We start from the raw sequence: 16,664 nt of genomic DNA, 5'->3' as shown, positions 1-16,664 counted from the left end.
GGTCTGACACGGCGATCCTCCCCGCAGACGAAGAACCACGCCAGGGAGAGCGAGACGCTGGACGCGTGGATCGACGAGCGCGAGGTGGCGCGGGATGACGTGGCTTGCGTGGCGGACGCTGAGATGGCATCCGGGGAGTCTGGTCGGCACGCTGATCACGCTGGTCGTCGCGGCCACCGCTGTCGGAGCTCTGTGGTTCGTCGTCGACACCACGGACCGGCAGAAGGCCCCGGTGGAGCGGTACGCGGACGTCCCGCTGGTGGTCGGCACGGCCGGAGGGGCGATTTCGCCCGGACTGGTCGCAGCGGTGCAGGCGCTCCCGGAGGTGGCGGCGACGGTTCCCGAGCACAGCTTCCCCGCCGGGCTGTCCGTTCTCGGGACTCCGGTACGGGTGCCCGGAGACCAGAACCCGTGGCCGTGGGGACATGGCTGGTCGAGTGCCCGGCTGACGCCGTTCTAGCTGCGGCACGGCCGGCCGCCCCTGGCCCCAGGCGAGGTGGTGGTCGACACGCGGGTGGCCGCCGCCGCACGGGTCGGAGCCGGGGACCGGGTTGAGATCACGGTGGCGGGAACCGTCCGTTCCCACGAAGTGGTCGGCGTGGCCGCGGCCCGCCCGGCCCTGCGTTTCCAGTCGGCGCTGTTCTTCTCCGACGACAGCGTCGCGGAGCTGCTCGGGGGCCGGCGCGGCGCCGACACGCTCGGGGTCCTCCCCCGGACCGGTGTCGGAACGGAGGCGCTGCGAGCGGCCGTGGCGCGGGCGGTCGAGCCGTACAACGCGAACGGCCCGCGGGTCATGACCGTCGCCGTCGGCGCGGACCGCGGCGGGCAGGAGAACAACCTCGTGTCCCCCGCCGGCGGGTTCAACACCCTGTGGTTCACGGTGTGGATCACGGCCCTGGTCTCGACCGGCATGATCGCCACCGCCATCGGAGTGTCGATCCGGCGCCGCGGCACGGAGATCGCCGTCCTGCGGGCCATCGGTGCCCGGCCCTGGCAGATCAGCCGCATGCTCATCGCCGAAGGAGTGCTGCTCTCGGTCGTGGCCACCGCCGTGGCGGTCCCGCTCGGCATGCTCGTCGCTCCCGCCGTCGCGGCGCGCTTCCGCGACTCCGGTGCGCTCAGCGTGGCGTTCGAGGTCGGCTACCGCCCGGAGCCCATGGTGTGGATGCTCGCGCTCACCCTGGCCATGGCCCTGGCGGGGAGCCTGATCTCGGTACGCCATGCGCTGCGCGTCCGTCCTGGCGACGCGCTGGGTGAGGCTCCCGCGGAGGGCCGGCGGCTCGGCACGGGCCGGCTGGTGACCGGACTGACGCTGCTGGCAGGCGCCGGCGGCCTGTCCGTGGCCCTTCTGTGGGACCTGTTCGCGCTGGACGGGCCCGGCCTGATGCTCCTCCAGTTCGCCACGTTGGGCCTGTCCGTCGCCGCGGTCGGGCTGCTCGCGCCGTGGGGCGTGCTGGTCGCGGGAAGGCTGGTACGGCCCGGCGTCGCCCGCGCGTCACGGGTGAGCGGTTACCTCGCGGTCTCCGGCGTGGTCTTCAACCACCGCAGGTACGGCGGTGCGGTGGCGTCGCTGGCGCTCGGCGTGACGCTGGTGGGCGTGGTCATGAGCACGCAACTCTTCTACAACTGGAAAGTGGCCGCGGCGGCCGTCAAGGACATCCGTGCCGACCACGTGCTGCAGCCCGTCGCCGGAGCCGGCGCGCTGTCGGAAGACCTACGGCGCCGCGTCCTGGCACGAGACGGCACGTCCGCTGCGGTCGGCGTCGGCTCGGTACCGGCGGCCGTGTCCGCGGCCGGGCCTGCGGAGCGCCGGCCGCCGGACCAGAGCCCGCCGCCCCTCTTCGCGACCATGGTCACCGGCGACATCGCCCAGGTCCTTGACCTGTCCGTACGCGGTCGGCCGCCGCGCGACCTGGGCACGCGCGAGGTCGCCATCAGCGACTCGCTGGCCGCTCGTCACGGGGCCGGGCTCGGGTCGCGGCTGCGCGTCCGCTTCCCCGGAGCGGCCGTGGACTCCTCCTTCACGGTGAGGACGGTCTACACCGACGCTCCCGAGATCAGCGAGATGCTCCTGCCCGCCGGAGCCCTCGCCGGCACCCACCTGTCGTCGGAGCTGCACGAGCGGATCTACGTGCGCGGGGCCGACCCGGAAAGGGTCGTGGACGCCCGCTCGGCCGTCGAGTCCCTCACCAGGCAGGAGTACATGTGGCGCAAGAGCGAGGCGAACGCCGCGAAGAATCGCCTCATGCCGTCCGTGTCCGTCCTGGTCGCGCTGTTCTGCCTGGTGGCCGCGGTCAACAACCTGTGCCTGGCGCTCGTGGACCGCAGGCGGGAGTTCGCCGGCATGCGGCACCTCGGCATGCGGCGGAGCCAGGTGATGCGGATGGCCTGCTGGGAGAGCACGCTCGCGATCGTCCCCGTCCTCGTCCTCGCCCTGGTCACGACCGCCTGGATGACCCTCGTGCACGCCGCGGGCGAGCCCGGCGGGCCGGCCGCGACATCGTCGTTCATTCCCTTCGGCTGGCTGGCCGCACTCGGCGGCGGCGCGCTCCTGGCCGCTGTGGCGGGATCGCTGCTGGTCATCCGCGTGGCCGCTGCCCGCGCTCACCGCGAAGGAGAACATCGAGCTGCCGCTGCGGCTGGCCAGGACGAAGGCGCGGCCAGGCTGGGTGGAGGAGCTGGTGAACCGGACCGGTATCGCCGATCACGTCCATCGCCGACCGCACGAGTTGTCCGGCGGGCAACAACAACGGGTGGCGGTCTGCCGCGCGCTGGTGGCGAACCCGGAGGTGGTCTTCGCCGACGAGCCGACGGGCAACCTCGACACCAGGTCCGGACGGGAGCTCCTGGACCTGCTGCGTCTCCTGGTCGACGCCCTGGGGCAGACCGTCATCATGGTCACCCACGACCCCGCCGCGGCCTCCCGCGCCGACCGGGTTCTCGTCCTCAGCGACGGGCGGCTCGTCGACGTCATGGAGTCGCCGACGACCGAGATGGTCGCCGCCGCCGTCGCGCACCGAAGTTGACGCGTCGCACGGGTCCAGCGTGGGTGGTCGCCAGGGGTACGAGCCCTGCCTCGTACGCGACGATCACCGCCTGGGCCCGATCCCGCAGCCCAAGCCGTCAGTCCATGAGGTCGTCCAGGGTCGGGTCGGGAACGGCGGGGAAACTCTCGGACCCCACCCCCACGTCCTTGAACCCGCTCGACGTGGCGATGCACACCACGGGCCCGTCGAAGTCACGCCCGAGCCGCCGGTGACCGGCCACGCCCGCCGCTCCCGACAGCTCCTGCCACATCCCCTGCCCGGCCAGGTCGCGCTGCGCGGCGCGCAGCTCCTCGTCGGTCAGCAGCACCGCCTCACCGCCGCTGTCCCGCACGGCCAGCACCCCGCGGTGCCCGCCGACCGGCCCGGCGATGCCGTACGCGTCGCTCCGCCCGAGCTCGACGATCGCGGCGGGCGCACCGGTGGCCAGCGCCCTGGCGTGGGGGCCGCCCGCGGCGGTCTCGCAGGAGAACATCCGCGGCAGGGTCTCGGCGACCCCGAGCCGCCGCAGCTCCGTGAACCCCTTCCACACCCCGTAGAGCAGCTCGGCGTAGCCGGTGGGCGCGAAGACGGCCGCGGGCGGCCGCCCGAGCTGCCGGAACAGCTCGTACGCGATCGTCTTGTAGCCCTCGGGCCCGAACGGGTGCCCGGTGTGCGTCACGGTCTGGTTGCTGACGGGGTGGTAGCCGAGCCGGTCGACGACCTCGCGCAGCAGCGGCCAGCGCGCCTCGACGGGCACGGACACGACCTTGGCCCCGTACGCCCGTGCGAACGCCTGGACGGCGGGCGGCGACGCGGCGGAGGTCAGCACGATCGCGCGCAGCCCGGCCCTGGCCGCGTAGGCGGCGGCGGAGGCGCCGTGGTTGCCGGAGGAGGCCACGACGATGCCGGGCGCGCCCGAGGCGAGGGCGGCGCTGACGGCGACCCGGTTGAGGCGGTCCTTGTGCGACCAGGTGGGGTTGCGCGACTCGTCCTTGACGTGCACGCCGTCGAACGCCACCAGCGGTGTCCCGCCCTCCCCCAGCGTGGGCGCCCCGAGCGGCGGCAGGAGCGGCGACCAGCGTGCGATGTCGGCGCCCGGCTCCTGCGCGAAGAGGCCCGGGTCGACCTGGTCGTAGTCGTAGTCGACGTCGAGTGGATAGGCGATCTCGGCGGTGCTGGTCCGAGGGCAGCCCCGGGTCAGCGGCGGGAACAGCGGATATTCGGCCGAGGGGTCACCGAGGGAGCGCTGGCGGCGGGCGAGAGACGGTCCGTTCACGCGTACCGACTCTAATCAGACTCGCAACCGCATGGGAAAAGCTGCACACTCTAGTCATGTTGTGGGCAGGCAGGTCCGCTGTCGAGATCGCGACGGCCGTCAGGCGCGGGGACGTCACGGCCGAGACGGTCGTCGAGGAGCATCTCCACGCCATCTCGGAGCGAGATCCCAGATTACGGGCGTTCCGGCTGGTCCGCGAGCAGGCGCTGGACGAGGCACGGGAGTTGCAGAAGCGGCGCGACCTCGCGGAGCTCCCGCTCGCCGGCGTGCCGGTGGCGGTCAAGGACAACCTGGAGGTGGCCGGCACGGCCATGCTCGCCGGGTCCAGGGCGACGCCGGACGTGCCCGCGCGGCAGGATCACGAGACGGTGGCGCGCCTGCGCGCGGCGGGTGCGGTGGTGGTCGGCCTGACGAACCTGCCCGAGCTGGGGCTGGTCGCGTTCGGCGACAGCGCCTACGGCATCGCGCGCAACCCGTGGGATCTGGCGCGCACGCCCGGCGGCTCGTCGGCGGGCAGCGCCGCGGCCGTGGCTGCCGGCATGGTGCCGCTGGCGCTCGGCAACGACGGCATGGGCTCGGTACGCATCCCGGCGGCGTGCTGCGGGGTGCTGGGCATCAAGCCGGGCACCGGGCTGGTGCCGCCGCCCTCCGACGACTGGGACCGGTTGTGCGAGAACGGCCCGCTGGCCCGTACGGCGCCGGACCTGGCGCTGGCGCTGTCGGTGCTGGCCGGGGACCCGTCGCTGGCCCAGGCGTGGCGGTCGGGGCGGCGGGAGGAGCCGAGCCCGCCCATGTTGCGCTCGGTCTGGGCCGACGACGACAAGGTGTGGGAGCCGCAGCCGCCCTCCGACGGCCCGGAGCCGTTCGACCTGCGGGTGGCCTACGCCTCTCAGCCGCTGCCCGCGGGCCTGACCGTGGACAAGGAGTTCCAGGCCGCCGTACGCGCGGCGAGCGAGACGTTGCGCGTGGCCGGGCACACGGTGGTCGAGCACACCCGCAAGCTGCCCGGCTGGCTGGGCCCGGCGTCGGTCGCGGCGTGGCTGGTCAGGACCGCGGCGGCGGCGGACGGCCTGGACAGGGGCCGGCTGGAGCGGCGTACGCGGGCGCTGAGCCGCGCGGGCCGGGCTCTAGGCGCGCTCAAGCTGGACGGCGCGAGCGGTCGCGAGCGCTGGAGCGGCTACGGCGCCGACCAGTGGTTCGGCAACGCCGACGCCATGATCATGCCCGCCCTGGCCGCGATCCCGCCCATGGCCGACCGCTGGGGCAGGCGCGGCTTCGTGCGCAACACGGTGACCAACGTCAGGTACGCCCCCGCCACCGGCGCGTGGAACATGTGCGGCTGGCCCGCGATCACCGTGCCGATCGCCACGCATTCGACCGCGCTGCCCATCGCGGTGCAGATCGTCGCCCCGCCCGGCGGCGAGCCCCATCTGCTCGGCCTGGCGGCCCAGTTGCAGTCCGCCCACCCGCCGCTTCGCCCGCCGGGTCTCGGTTTCTGACGGCCGGCCCTTCCGGAGGCCCCGTGGGGACCACAACGTCCCCCGGCCTGGACCGGGGGACGTTGTGGGATTCAGATGCCGATCGGGTGCCAGACGGTCTTGGTCTCCAGGAACCGGGTCATCCGCCCGAGCCCGGGGTCTGCCGTCCACTCCTCCGGCGCGGGCCGCAGCACGCGCTTGAGGTTTTCCGCCGCCGCCTGCTCGCACCGCAGCGCGAGGTCGGTGTCGTCGACTCCGGTCAGGTCGAGCCCGTTGACGTCCATGTGGGCGGCCAGCCAGGGAGCCAGCTCGGCCTGCGACCCGGTGAGGATGTTGACCACCCCGCCCGGCAGGTCGGAGGTGGCCAGCACCTCGGCCAGGGTGATCGCCGCGAGCGGGGACGGCTCCGAGGCCACCACCACGCACGTGTTGCCGGTGACGATCACCGGGGCGACCACCGACACCAGCCCGAGCAGCGGATCGGCGGGCGCCACCACGGCCACCACGCCGGTCGGCTCGGGCGACGACAGGTTGAAGTAGGGGCCCGCCACCGGGTTGGCCGCGCCGTGCACGGCGGCGATCTTGTCGGACCATCCCGCGTACCAGACCAGCCGGTCGACCGTCGCGTCGACCCGCTCGGCCGCCGCCCGCTTGCCGCCGCCGAGCTCCTCGACGAACTGGCCGCGCCGGCCCTCCAGCATCTCGGCCACGCGGTAGAGGATCTGCCCCCGGTTGTAGGGGGTGGCGCCCGACCAGCCGGGGAACGCCTTGCGGGCAGCCACCACGGCGTCGCGGGCGTCCTTGCGCGAGGCGCGCGAAGCGTTGGCGAGGAAGTCGCCCTTGGCCGAGGTCACCGGGTAGGACCTCCCACTCTCCGAGCGCGGGAACGCCCCTCCGATGTACAGCTTGTAGGTCTTTCTGACGGACAACCTACTCATCGCCGCGCCCCCTCCACGTGGACTCCTGCGACATCTGGACCTGCACGAAGACCTGGCCGCACCGGCTCACGCCGCAGCGGTGGGCGAACCAGCCGGTGCGCACGGGGCGTCCGACCCTGGCGAAGGCGTGCCCGTCCGTGGGCTGCGCGCGGCGGGCGCGGCGCAGCCCGCACCTGGAGCCGGGCCCGCGGCCCGGTTGGTCACGCTCACACATCGAGGTACGCCTCCAGCCCGTGCAGCCCGCCTTCCCTGCCGTACCCGGACTCCTTGTAGCCGCCGAAGGGCGAGGCCGGGTCGAACTTGTTGAACGTGTTGGCCCAGACGACCCCGGCCCTGAGCCGGTCGGCCATCCACAGGATGCGCGAGCCCTTCTCCGTCCAGATGCCGGCGGACAGCCCGTACGGGGTGTTGTTGGCCTTCTCGACGGCCTCGGCGGGCGTGCGGAAGGTCAGCACGGACAGCACGGGACCGAAGATCTCGTCCCTGGCGATGCTGTGCGACTGCGCGACCCCGGTGAAGACCGTGGGCGGGAACCAGAAACCCTTGTCCGGCAGCTCGCAGGCGGGCGACCAGCGCCGCGCGCCCTCGCTCTCGCCGAGGTCGCTCAGCGAGCGGATCTTCGCGAGCTGCTCGGCCGAGTTGATCGCGCCGATGTCGGTGTTCTTGTCGAGCGGGTCGCCCAGCCTGAGCGTGCTCAGCCGCCTGCGCAGCGACTCCAGCACCTCCTCGTGGACGGACTCCTGCACCAGCAGCCGCGACCCGGCGCAGCACACGTGGCCCTGGTTGAAGAAGATGCCGTTGACGATGCCCTCGACGGCCTGGTCGACGGCGGCGTCCTCGAACACGATGTTGGCCGCCTTGCCGCCCAGCTCGAGGGTCAGCTTCTTGTCGGTGCCCGCCACCGCGCGCGCGATGATCCGGCCCACCTCGGTGGAGCCGGTGAAGGCCACCTTGTTCACGTCGGGGTGGCCCACCACGGCGGCGCCGGTCTCGCCCGCGCCGGTCACGATGTTGACCACGCCCGGCGGCAGGTCGGCCTGGCGGCAGATGTCGGCGAAGGCCAGCGCGGTCAGCGGCGTCGTCTCGGCCGGCTTGAGCACCACCGTGTTGCCGCAGGCCAGCGCGGGAGCGATCTTCCAGGCCAGCATGAGCAGGGGGAAGTTCCACGGGATGACCTGCCCGGCCACGCCGAGCGGACGGGCTCCGCCGAACCCCGCGTGGGCCAGCTTGTCGGCCCACCCCGCGTAGTAGAAGAAGTGGGCCGCGACCAGCGGCACGTCCACGTCGCGCGACTCGCGGATGGGCTTGCCGTTGTCGAGCGACTCCAGCACGGCCAGCTCGCGAGCGCGCTCCTGGATGATGCGCGCGATCCTGAACAGGTATTTCGCCCGCTCAGCTCCGGGCAGCGCGCTCCAGACCCCGAACGCCTTGCGCGCGGCCTGCACGGCCCGGTCGACGTCGTCGGAGGTCGCCGTGGCCACCTCGGCCAGCTTCTCCTCGGTCGCGGGGTTGATGGTCTTGAAGGGGGTGCCGGAGCCGTCGGCGAACTCGCCGTCGATGAACAGTCCGTACGACGGCTTGATGTCGACGACGTCGCGCGATTCGGGCGCGGGGGCGTACTCGAAGATCGCCATCATCAGTCCAGGGTGAAGTAGTCGGGGCCGGCGTAGCGGCCGGTGGCCAGCTTCTGGCGCTGCATGAGCAGGTCGTTGAGGAGCGACGACGCGCCCAGCCTGAACCACTCCGGCGTCAGCCAGTCGTCGCCGGCCGTCTCGTTGACCAGCACCAGGTTCTTGATGGCGTCTTTGGTGGTGCGGATGCCGCCGGCCGGCTTGACCCCCACCTGGCGGCCGGTCGCGTCGCGGAAGTCGCGCACCGCCTCCAGCATGATCAGCGTCACCGGCGGGGTCGCCGCCGGCGACACCTTGCCCGTCGAGGTCTTGATGAAGTCGGCGCCGGCCAGCATCGCCAGCCAGGACGCCCGCCGGACGTTGTCGTAGGTGGCCAGCTCTCCGGTCTCCAGGATCACCTTCAGGTGGGCGGGCCCGCAGGCCGCCTTCACCGCGACGATCTCGTCGTACACCTTCATGTAGCGGCCGGACAGGAACGCCCCCCGATCGATCACCATGTCGATCTCGTCGGCGCCCGCCGCCACCGCGGCCGCGGTCTCGCCGACCTTGACCTCGAGCGAGGAGCGGCCGCTCGGGAACGCGGTCGCCACCGAGGCGACCTTGACCCCGGCGCCGCCGAGCGCCTCGACCGCGACAGGGACGAGGTCGGGATAGACGCAGACGGCCGCCACTTCGGGCGCGCCGCCGCCGGGCCGCACGGCCTTGGTGCACATCGCGCGCACCTTGCCGGCCGTGTCGGCCCCCTCCAGCGTGGTCAGGTCGACCATCGAGATGGCCAGGTCGATGGCCCGCGCCTTGGCCGTGGTCTTGATCGAACGGGTGCCCAGCATCGCCGCCCGCTGGTCCGCGCCGACCCGGTCGACACCGGGCAGGCCGTGCAGGAATGCTCGCAACGCGGTGTCGGACGAAGCGACGTCCGTGAGCGAGGTAGTCACAGTTGACACCATCACAGCATCGCCGACCAGGGCCGCCAGCTCCAAACCAGACCACCTTAGGGCGATCGTGCCCCAGGTCCTAGGTACGCCTGGCGTGTCCGCGCGCCAGAGATAAGGCATCCACCCGATGTGGCGGGCGGGGCCTTAGCACGAGTCTTGAAGGTGTCAAGAAGAAGCACGAAAAAGCAGGAGACACCGTGAATCCCGAGATCGAGTACGAGCTCATGAAGAGCCACGCCAGCGAGCTGCGCAGGACGGCCGCCGAGCACCGGCGCGTACGCGAGGCGGAGCGGGCGAACAAGACCGGGCGCCGCTCCATCTTCGGCAAGCGCCGCTCCTCATGACCGCCCCACGAGTGCCCGGCCACATCCTCCCTCGTGGCCGGGCCTACGTACCCCCATGAACGAGCGTAAAGACGTCGAAAACAACCGATAAGGCATGACATGCTGGATGACATGCGGGGACGATCGGTCAGTCCCGTCTTCGTCGGGCGGCAAGAGGAGCTGAAGGCCCTCTCCGAGACGTTCGACGAGGCGCTCAAGGGCACGGTGACGGCCGTCCTCATCGGCGGTGAGGCCGGGGTCGGCAAGACCCGGCTCGTCCACCGCTTCGCCGAGCACTGCGCCGCCGGAGGCGCGCACGTGCTGTACGGCGGCTGCGTCGAGCTGTCCACGGAAGGCCTGGCCTACGCGCCCTTCACCGCCGCGCTCCGGCAGCTCGTCAGGGAGCGGGGGCCCGGCACGGTGACCGGGCTGCTGCCCGACGGGGCCGAACGCGATCTCGCCCGGCTGCTGCCCGAGTTCGGGGAGTTCAACGGCGACGGCGAGACCGACGCCGGCCGCGCGAGGCTCTTCGAGCAGTTCCTCACCCTGCTCGAACGCCTCGCGGCCGGCCGTCCCACCATCCTCGTCATCGAGGACATCCACTGGGCCGACCGGTCCAGCCGCGACCTCATCGCCTTCCTCAGCCGCAACCTGCACACGCCGCAGGTCCTCATCGTCATGACCTACCGCTCCGACGACCTGCATCGCCAGCACCCGCTCAGGCCCGTGCTGGCCGAGCTGGGCCGGGTCAACGGCGTGCACCGGCTCGACCTGCCCCGCCTGTCGAGGGACGAGGTCGCCCAGCAGATGACCGGCATCCTCGGCGAGATCCCCCAGTACGCCAAGGTGCAGAAGGTCTACGAGAGCAGCGAGGGCATCCCGCTGTTCGTCGAGGCCCTGCTGGACGGCGGCGATGACTGCACGGTCCCCGACTCCATGCAGGACCTCATCCTCAGCGCCGTCGAACGCCTGCCCGAGGAGACCCAGCGCCTGCTCCGCGTCGCCGCGGCGGGCGGCACCAGGGTCAGCCACGCCCTGCTGGCCGCCGTGAGCGGCCTGTCCGACATCGAACTGGAGACCGCGCTGCGCCCCGCGATCGCGGGCAACGTGCTGCAGATCGCCGACAACCGCGCCTACGTCTTCCGCCACTCCCTGATCCGCGAGGCCGTCCACGACGAGTTGCTGCCCGGCGAGCACCAGCGGCTGCACGCCAGGTACGCCGAGGAGATCTCCAAGGACCGCAGGCTGGTCCCGCCCGGCCGCGCCGCAGTCGAGCTGGCCCACCACTGGTACGGCGCCCGCAACGACCAATGGGCGCTGATCTCCGCCTGGGAGGCGGCGCAGAAGTCGTTCAAGGCGTACGCCTACACCGAGGCCGTCCCCCTGCTCGAACGCGTCCTCATGTTGTGGGACCGCGTGCCCGACGCGGCCGAGCTCATCGGCGCCGACCACACCGCCGTGCTGGAACGGGCCTCCGAGGCCGCCAATGCCGGCGGCGACGTCGACGCGGCACTCAAGTTCGTCAAGGGCGCGCTGTGCGACCTGGACGAGGCCGCGGAGCCGGCGCGGGTGGCCCAGCTGATCGTGCGGCGGGCCGGCATCAAGAACAGCAAAGGGCATCCGGGCGTCCTCGACGACCTCAGGCACGCGCTGCGGCTCGTCCCCGAGAACAGCGTCGACTGGGCCGAGGTCGTCACGCCGCTGAGCCGCCAGCTCATGCTGAGAGGCGCGATCGCCGAGGCGAGCGAGCTGATCGCCGACGGCCTGCGGCTGGTCAGGGAGCACGGCGAACGCAGCCTCGAAGCCGACCTGCTGATGAACCTGGCGCTCGGCCACTCGCTCAACGGCGAGCTCGAGTCCACGATCATGGTCAACGAGCAGGCCCTGGAGCTCGGCAGGGCGGCGAACGCCGGCCGCATCATCACCAGGGCCATGGGCAACAACATTGACGCCCTGACCGACACGGGCCGCGACGACGAGGCCCTGCGCATGGCGGAGGACGGCTGGCGGCTCGCCAAGCAGTACGGCAGGCTGCGCGGCAGCGGCCTGTTCATCCTGAACAACCGGGCCGAGGTGCTGGAGTCGCTCGGCCGCTGGGACGAGGCCATCGAGGTCGTCGAAACCGCGCTCGGCCACGGGCCCGTCCTGCGCACCCGGTACGCCCTGCTGCGGGTGCGCGCCGACATCGCGCTGGCCAGGGGCGAGCTGGAGCTGGTCGAGGGCATCCTGTCGGAGATCGGCCTGCTGAAGCAGCGCCCGGAGGAGTTCGTCCAGGACGTCACCCACAACGCCCGCCTGCTCATCCGCTGGCACCTCGCCAAGGGCGAGCCGGGTGCCGCCCTGGGCGTGGCCGAGCGGGTGCTGTCACGTCCGCAGCAGTCGAGCAAGGCCATGCTCGGCTGGCGGCTGCTCTCTCTGCTGCGCACGGTCTGCGACGCCGCCGAGACCACCGAGCCCGGCGCCGAGGGGATCGCCGCCGTGCGCCGGCAGGCCGCCGAGGTCGCGGCCGAGTTGTCGGCCATCGGGCCGGTCGTGGAGGCGTACCGGCTGTCGTACTGGGGCGAGTTCGACACCGCGGCGGCGGCCTGGGAGCGCCTCCACCGCCCGCACAACCAGGCCATGGCGCTGCTGCAGGCGGCCACCGTGGTGGCGCGCGGCGGCGACCGCGAGGGGGCGGCCGCGCGGCTGAAGACGGCGCTGCCGCTGGCCGAGGCGCTGCGCGCGACGCCGCTCGTCGAGGAGATCGAGGCGCTGTCCCGCCGGGTGGGCCGGCTCTCGCAGGGGCAGGAACAGTCGGAGCTGCTGACACCGCGCGAGCTGGAGGTGCTGCGCCTGGTCACCCAGGGCCGCACCAACCGGGACATCGCGGCCGAGCTGTTCATCTCGGCGAAGACGGTGAGCGTGCACGTGTCCAACATCCTGGCCAAGCTGGGCGTGACCACCCGGGGCGAGGCGGCCGCGGCGGCCCACCGGCGGTCGCTGCTGGCACCGTAGCTTCCGGGGGCGGCTCGGCCGGGGACACGCCTTCCGCGGGCGGCTCGGCCAGGGACACGGCTTCCGGGGGCGGCTCGGCCAGGGACACGACAGCTTCAGAGAAGCGGCTCGACCAGGAGAGCGACGCCGAACACCGCGAACGCCGCGGCGGCGCCGTACTTGATGACCTTCTCGGGCAGGTGCCTGCCCATCAGCCGGCCCACGACGATGGCCAGCGCGTCCGCCGCCACCATGCCGACCGTCGAGCCGATCCAGGTGCCGACCCAGCCGTGCTGCGTCGCCAGCGTGATCGTGGCCAGCATCGTCTTGTCGCCCAGCTCGCTCAGGAAGAACGCCACCGTCACCGCGATCAGGGCGTTCCTGGTGGTGCGCCGGGCCTTCTGCGCCTCGTCCTCGGTCAGCTCGTCACCGCGCAACGTCCACACCGCGAACCCGAGGAAGGCCAGCCCGGCCACCACGGAGATGGCCGTCGTCGGCAGGGCGTCGCCGATCAGGCCGCCCACGGCGACGCTGAACAGGTGCACGACGGTCGTGGCGATGGTGATGCCCAGGAGCACGGGCCACATCTTGAAGCGGGTCGCGAACGTCATCGCCATCAGCTGGCTCTTGTCACCGAGCTCGGCCACGAAGATGACGCCGAGACTGATCCAGAACGCTTCCAACGGTCCTCTTCCGCGCGACCGGGCCGGAAGCGAGAACCCGGGGAGATGCGGGCACGGCTTCGGCCCGGCAGCGACTTGTCGCATGGCTGCCAGGCCGAAGGTCTCGTCCGCCCGTGTGAGGCCCGTGCGACCGGGCGCGGTGAAGCGCCAGTGTGTCGATCACACGATTGGGACTACTCCCCTTCGGTAACTCCGAGACACCATAACAGACCAGATCGGGCCGCTATTCCCCGAGGGCGCAGCCGACCAGCATTGGCTCGTTGACCAGCGTGACCCCGAACTTCTCCCGCACCCCGTCGCGCACGTGCCTGGCCAGCGCCAGCAGGTCGGCGGTGGTGGCGCTCCCCATGGGGTTGGTGAGGGCCAGCGTGTGCTTGGTCGAGATGCGTACGGGTCCGAGCTCGTAACCCTTCGGGAAGCCGGCTTGCTCGATCAGCCAGGCGGCGGGCACCTTGACCGATCCGTCGGGCATGTCCCACTGCGGGTGGCCGGGAGCGCGCGCCGCCAGCGCTTCCGCCTGCTCGGCCGTCAGGACCGGGTTGGTGAAGAAGGACCCGGCACTGCGCGTGTCGGGGTCGCCCGGGTCGAGCACCATGCCCTTGCCCCGCCGCAACTCCAGGACCGCCTCACGCGCCCGGGCGAGCGGCACCCGGCCCCCCGGCTCGGCCCGCAGCCGGCCGGCCAGCTCCGCGTACGCCAGCGGGCCGGACAACTCGGAGACGTCCAGCGCGTACGTCACCGCGAGCACCACGTGCCGCGCCAGATCCCGCTTGAAGACGCTGTCGCGGTAGGAGAAGCCGCACTGCCGCGCCTCCAGGTCGACCACCTGCCGGGTGCGCCGGTCGTAGGCGCGCACGCACCTGATGCTCTGGGCGACCTCCTGGCCGTACGCGCCGACGTTCTGGATGGGGGTCGAACCGACCTGCCCCGGGATGCCGGACATGCACTCGAGGCCCGACCAGCCCTCAGCCACGGCGCGGGCGACCAGCGGGTCCCAGTCTTCGCCCGCCTCGACGGTGACCAGCACCTGCTCGCCGTCGCGCGAAACGGACACGCCCTCGGTGGCGACCTTGATGACGAGCCCGTCGAAACCCTCGTCGGCCACCACGACGTTGCTGCCCCCGCCGAGCACCAGCGTGGGCACGGCGTTCCTGTCGGCCTCGGCCACCAGGGAGACGAGTTGCTCCGCCGTGGACGCCTCGGCGAAATCGCGGGCGGGCCCGCCCAGGCCCAACGTGGTGTACGGCGCGAGCATCTCCATGGGCCCACAGCTTACTAACGGGCGATCCGCCCGACAGACCGCCGCTGCGCCCCGAACCGGCGCTGACGGCGGCCGGGCGGCACGTTTCCCGCCAGGGCACGGGCCGCAGCGGGACTCCCGCCGGGCCCGACCCGCAGAACCGTCAGGCGGAGGCGTGCAGGAGGCGGAGCACCCCGTCATAGTTGCGCCGCGACTCCCGCTCCAGATAGTCGTCGGGCACGTCGTGCCGGCCGAGGCGCTCCACGGGCGGCCGGTCGCGGGGCACGACCAGGGTGCCGTGCAGGGCGAGCGAGAGCTCCAGGTCGGCGTTCGTGCCGTGACGGGCGTCCTCGGGCAGCGCTCCGAGCGCCGCCGACCGGCGTACCGCCATGAGGTCTCCGGTGAGCGCCCGCACCCGGCCCGGCCCTGCCTCGCGCCAGTTATGGCCGTCGCCGAGCGGTTCCGCGCCCCACCAGCCGGCCGCGACGGCGCCTTCGGTGATGGCCGCGATCAGCGGGGTCAGCGCGTCGCCGCGCAGCACGGTGGTCGTCTCCATCAGTACGTGGACCTCGGACATGTCGAGCCGCAGCAGCTTGGCCCGGCTCTCGCCCCAGGTGGCGGTGCCGCCGCGCCAGTGCGGCCGCTCGGCGACGTGCCAGGTGGCGATCCGGTCGGGCCTGCGGCGGGCCAGATCGTCCAGCACGTTGCCGGCGCCGTCGACGTTGCCCAGGTCGAGGGCGAGCACGCGGGCCCTCGTGTGGTCGATCAGCGACTGCACGCACCGCTGTACGTCCTCGGGCCGGCCGTCCACGAGCAGGCCCACGCTCGTGGTGACGTCCGCGGTCTCGACGCGCTGCCGCTCGGCGTTGACGCCCAGGTCGTCGAGGCGGCTGGTGGCCAGCGAGGCGTCCCAGGTGCGCTGGGCGTGCAGCATGCCGTCGCCTTCGTCGTCGCCGTGCTGGCCGGGGTCGCCGGAGAAGCCCAGCTCGGCGGCGGGGTTCTGGCGTGCGTGCGTGCCGCGCGGTTTGGTCCCGGCCGTGCCGACACCAGTCGCTGCCGTGCCAGAGCCGGTCGCCGGGCCGCCCGCGGTGTCGCGGCCGGAGCCTGAGGTGCCCGCCACGTCCTCGATGCGCGGGGGCCGGAGATGGCCAGGAGGCTTGGCGTCGGTGACGGCGGAGACGGGGATCGATCGGACCGTGGGCCAGACTTCTCGCGCGGCTTCAGACATACCGTCACGGAGTACCCGAAAGCGGGCCAACTTATCATGCCGGCCCGCCGAGGCTCAGGTCAGCTGCACCACCGCACGCGCCTTGGACAACACCTGTGCCTCCCCCGACCTGGCGACGAGCCCGACGACCACCCGCTTGTCCTCGAGCTTCTCCTCGATCACGCCGCTGACCGTGATCGTGGCGCCCTGGTCGTCATCGGGCACGACCACCATCGAGGAGAACCGCACGCCGTAGTCGACCACCGCCCCGGGATCTCCCGCCCAGTCGGTGACGAACCGGCCGGCCTGCGCCATCGTGTACATCCCGTGCGCGATCACGTCGGGCAGCCCGACCATCCTGGCGAACCGCTCGTTCCAGTGGATCTGGTTGAAGTCGCCGGAGGCCCCGGCGTACATGACCAGGTTGGAGCGGCGCACGTGGTAGTCGACCGGGGCGAGCTCCTGGCCGACCTCGACCTGGTCGTACTTCACCGTGGCGGCCATCAGGCGGCCCCTCCGCGCTCGACGACCGTGTTGTAGGTGACGCAGACGGGCTCGCCCTCGACGGTCGCCACGTCGCTGCGCACGGTCAGCAGCTCGTTGCTGCCGGCGGTGCGGATGTCGGTGATCGTCGCGGTCGTGACCAGCTCGTCGCCGGCGACGACGGGACGTACGTACTCGAAGCGCTGCTCGCCGTGGACGACCATGGCGAAGTTGAGCCCCAGGCCGGGATCGGCGAGCGCCTCCCCGCCGCTCTGCAGGCTGAAGACGATCGGGAACGTCGGCGGCGCGATCACGTCGGAGTAGCCGGCGGCCTGCGCGGCCTCTTTGTCGCGGTAGAGAGGGTTGTTGTCGCCGATCGCGGTGGCGAACTCCCTGATCTTCACCCGGCTGACCTCGTATGGGGCGCTGGGCGGATAGCTCCGGCCCACGAAGTCACGGTTCAAGGCCATC

General features: G+C 72.4%; 15 protein-coding genes and 1 pseudogene. 6 read left to right on the top strand and 10 right to left on the bottom strand.

Annotated elements, in window-relative coordinates; translation table 11 throughout:
* Positions 1-94 precede the first annotated feature (94 nt).
* The 3 genes and pseudogenes from ACTWPV_RS31225 (at position 95) to ACTWPV_RS31215 (ending at position 3,026) form a co-directional block, all read left to right on the top strand.
* The gene (locus ACTWPV_RS31225) at positions 95-460 is read left to right on the top strand and encodes a hypothetical protein (RefSeq protein ID WP_443154531.1); all 366 of its coding nucleotides are present in this window, start codon (positions 95-97) and stop codon (positions 458-460) included.
* 333 nt (positions 461-793) lie between these two features.
* Positions 794-2,578: pseudogene (locus ACTWPV_RS31220) on the top strand (FtsX-like permease family protein); the annotation flags it as partial.
* Positions 2,559-3,026, top strand: a complete 468-nt coding sequence (locus ACTWPV_RS31215; RefSeq protein WP_443154717.1) for an ABC transporter ATP-binding protein — start codon at positions 2,559-2,561, stop codon at positions 3,024-3,026. The pseudogene ACTWPV_RS31220 and the gene ACTWPV_RS31215, both read left to right, overlap by 20 nt.
* Positions 3,027-3,123: 97 nt before the next feature.
* On the opposite strand, the gene ACTWPV_RS31210 is transcribed toward ACTWPV_RS31215, so the two are convergent.
* The gene (locus ACTWPV_RS31210) at positions 3,124-4,302 is read right to left on the bottom strand and encodes a threonine synthase (protein WP_347649217.1); all 1,179 of its coding nucleotides are present in this window, start codon (positions 4,300-4,302) and stop codon (positions 3,124-3,126) included.
* Between the two features lie 56 nt (positions 4,303-4,358).
* On the opposite strand from ACTWPV_RS31210, the gene ACTWPV_RS31205 reads away from it, so the two are divergent.
* Positions 4,359-5,801 carry an amidase gene (locus ACTWPV_RS31205; protein ID WP_443154530.1) on the top strand — a complete coding sequence of 481 codons (1,443 nt, stop codon included), beginning with the start codon at positions 4,359-4,361 and terminating at the stop codon, positions 5,799-5,801.
* Positions 5,802-5,872: 71 nt separating this feature from the next.
* Here ACTWPV_RS31205 and ACTWPV_RS31200 read toward each other — a convergent pair whose 3' ends face one another.
* The 4 genes from ACTWPV_RS31200 to deoC are packed head-to-tail and all read right to left on the bottom strand — an operon-like array spanning position 5,873 to position 9,296.
* On the bottom strand, positions 5,873-6,718 hold the full coding sequence (locus ACTWPV_RS31200; protein WP_443154529.1) for an aldehyde dehydrogenase family protein: 846 nt from the start codon (positions 6,716-6,718) through the stop codon (positions 5,873-5,875).
* Positions 6,711-6,932 carry a hypothetical protein gene (locus tag ACTWPV_RS31195; protein ID WP_347649220.1) on the bottom strand — a complete coding sequence of 74 codons (222 nt, stop codon included), beginning with the start codon at positions 6,930-6,932 and terminating at the stop codon, positions 6,711-6,713. The genes ACTWPV_RS31200 and ACTWPV_RS31195 overlap by 8 nt, the downstream gene beginning before the upstream one ends.
* A complete protein-coding gene (locus ACTWPV_RS31190; protein ID WP_443154528.1) occupies positions 6,925-8,355 on the bottom strand; it encodes an aldehyde dehydrogenase family protein in 1,431 nt (476 codons plus the stop codon). The genes ACTWPV_RS31195 and ACTWPV_RS31190 overlap by 8 nt, the downstream gene beginning before the upstream one ends.
* Complete coding sequence (gene deoC, locus ACTWPV_RS31185; RefSeq protein WP_443154716.1) at positions 8,355-9,296, bottom strand: deoxyribose-phosphate aldolase; 942 nt, start codon at positions 9,294-9,296, stop codon at positions 8,355-8,357. The genes ACTWPV_RS31190 and deoC overlap by 1 nt, the downstream gene beginning before the upstream one ends.
* Before the next feature lie 185 nt (positions 9,297-9,481).
* Between deoC and ACTWPV_RS31180 the strand changes: the two genes are divergently transcribed.
* Both ACTWPV_RS31180 and ACTWPV_RS31175 read left to right on the top strand, forming a co-directional pair.
* Positions 9,482-9,628, top strand: coding sequence for a hypothetical protein (locus tag ACTWPV_RS31180; protein ID WP_347649222.1), 147 nt, complete (start codon positions 9,482-9,484; stop codon positions 9,626-9,628).
* A 111-nt stretch (positions 9,629-9,739) separates the two neighbouring features.
* Positions 9,740-12,601 (top strand): ATP-binding protein, encoded by a 2,862-nt coding sequence (locus ACTWPV_RS31175; RefSeq protein WP_443154527.1) that lies wholly within the window; start codon positions 9,740-9,742, stop codon positions 12,599-12,601.
* Between the two features lie 95 nt (positions 12,602-12,696).
* On the opposite strand, the gene ACTWPV_RS31170 is transcribed toward ACTWPV_RS31175, so the two are convergent.
* The 5 genes from ACTWPV_RS31170 to ACTWPV_RS31150 form a co-directional block, all read right to left on the bottom strand.
* Positions 12,697-13,263, bottom strand: coding sequence for a TMEM165/GDT1 family protein (locus ACTWPV_RS31170; protein WP_443154526.1), 567 nt, complete (start codon positions 13,261-13,263; stop codon positions 12,697-12,699).
* Between the two features lie 223 nt (positions 13,264-13,486).
* Positions 13,487-14,524 carry a UDP-N-acetylmuramate dehydrogenase gene (locus ACTWPV_RS31165; RefSeq protein WP_443154525.1) on the bottom strand — a complete coding sequence of 346 codons (1,038 nt, stop codon included), beginning with the start codon at positions 14,522-14,524 and terminating at the stop codon, positions 13,487-13,489.
* A 142-nt stretch (positions 14,525-14,666) separates the two neighbouring features.
* Positions 14,667-15,731, bottom strand: coding sequence for a hypothetical protein (locus ACTWPV_RS31160; protein ID WP_443154524.1), 1,065 nt, complete (start codon positions 15,729-15,731; stop codon positions 14,667-14,669).
* A gap of 54 nt (positions 15,732-15,785) precedes the next feature.
* Complete coding sequence (locus ACTWPV_RS31155) at positions 15,786-16,214, bottom strand: MaoC family dehydratase (protein WP_443154523.1); 429 nt, start codon at positions 16,212-16,214, stop codon at positions 15,786-15,788.
* Positions 16,214-16,663, bottom strand: coding sequence for a MaoC family dehydratase N-terminal domain-containing protein (locus tag ACTWPV_RS31150; RefSeq protein WP_443154522.1), 450 nt, complete (start codon positions 16,661-16,663; stop codon positions 16,214-16,216). The genes ACTWPV_RS31155 and ACTWPV_RS31150 overlap by 1 nt, the downstream gene beginning before the upstream one ends.
* Between the last annotated feature and the right edge of the window lies 1 nt (position 16,664).

The sequence above is a fragment of the Nonomuraea sp. KM88 genome, from assembly GCF_052245635.1.
GTDB lineage: Bacteria > Actinomycetota > Actinomycetes > Streptosporangiales > Streptosporangiaceae > Nonomuraea.
Note: the sequence above shows the minus strand (reverse complement) of the source record. Positions and strands in the feature narration are given on the sequence as shown.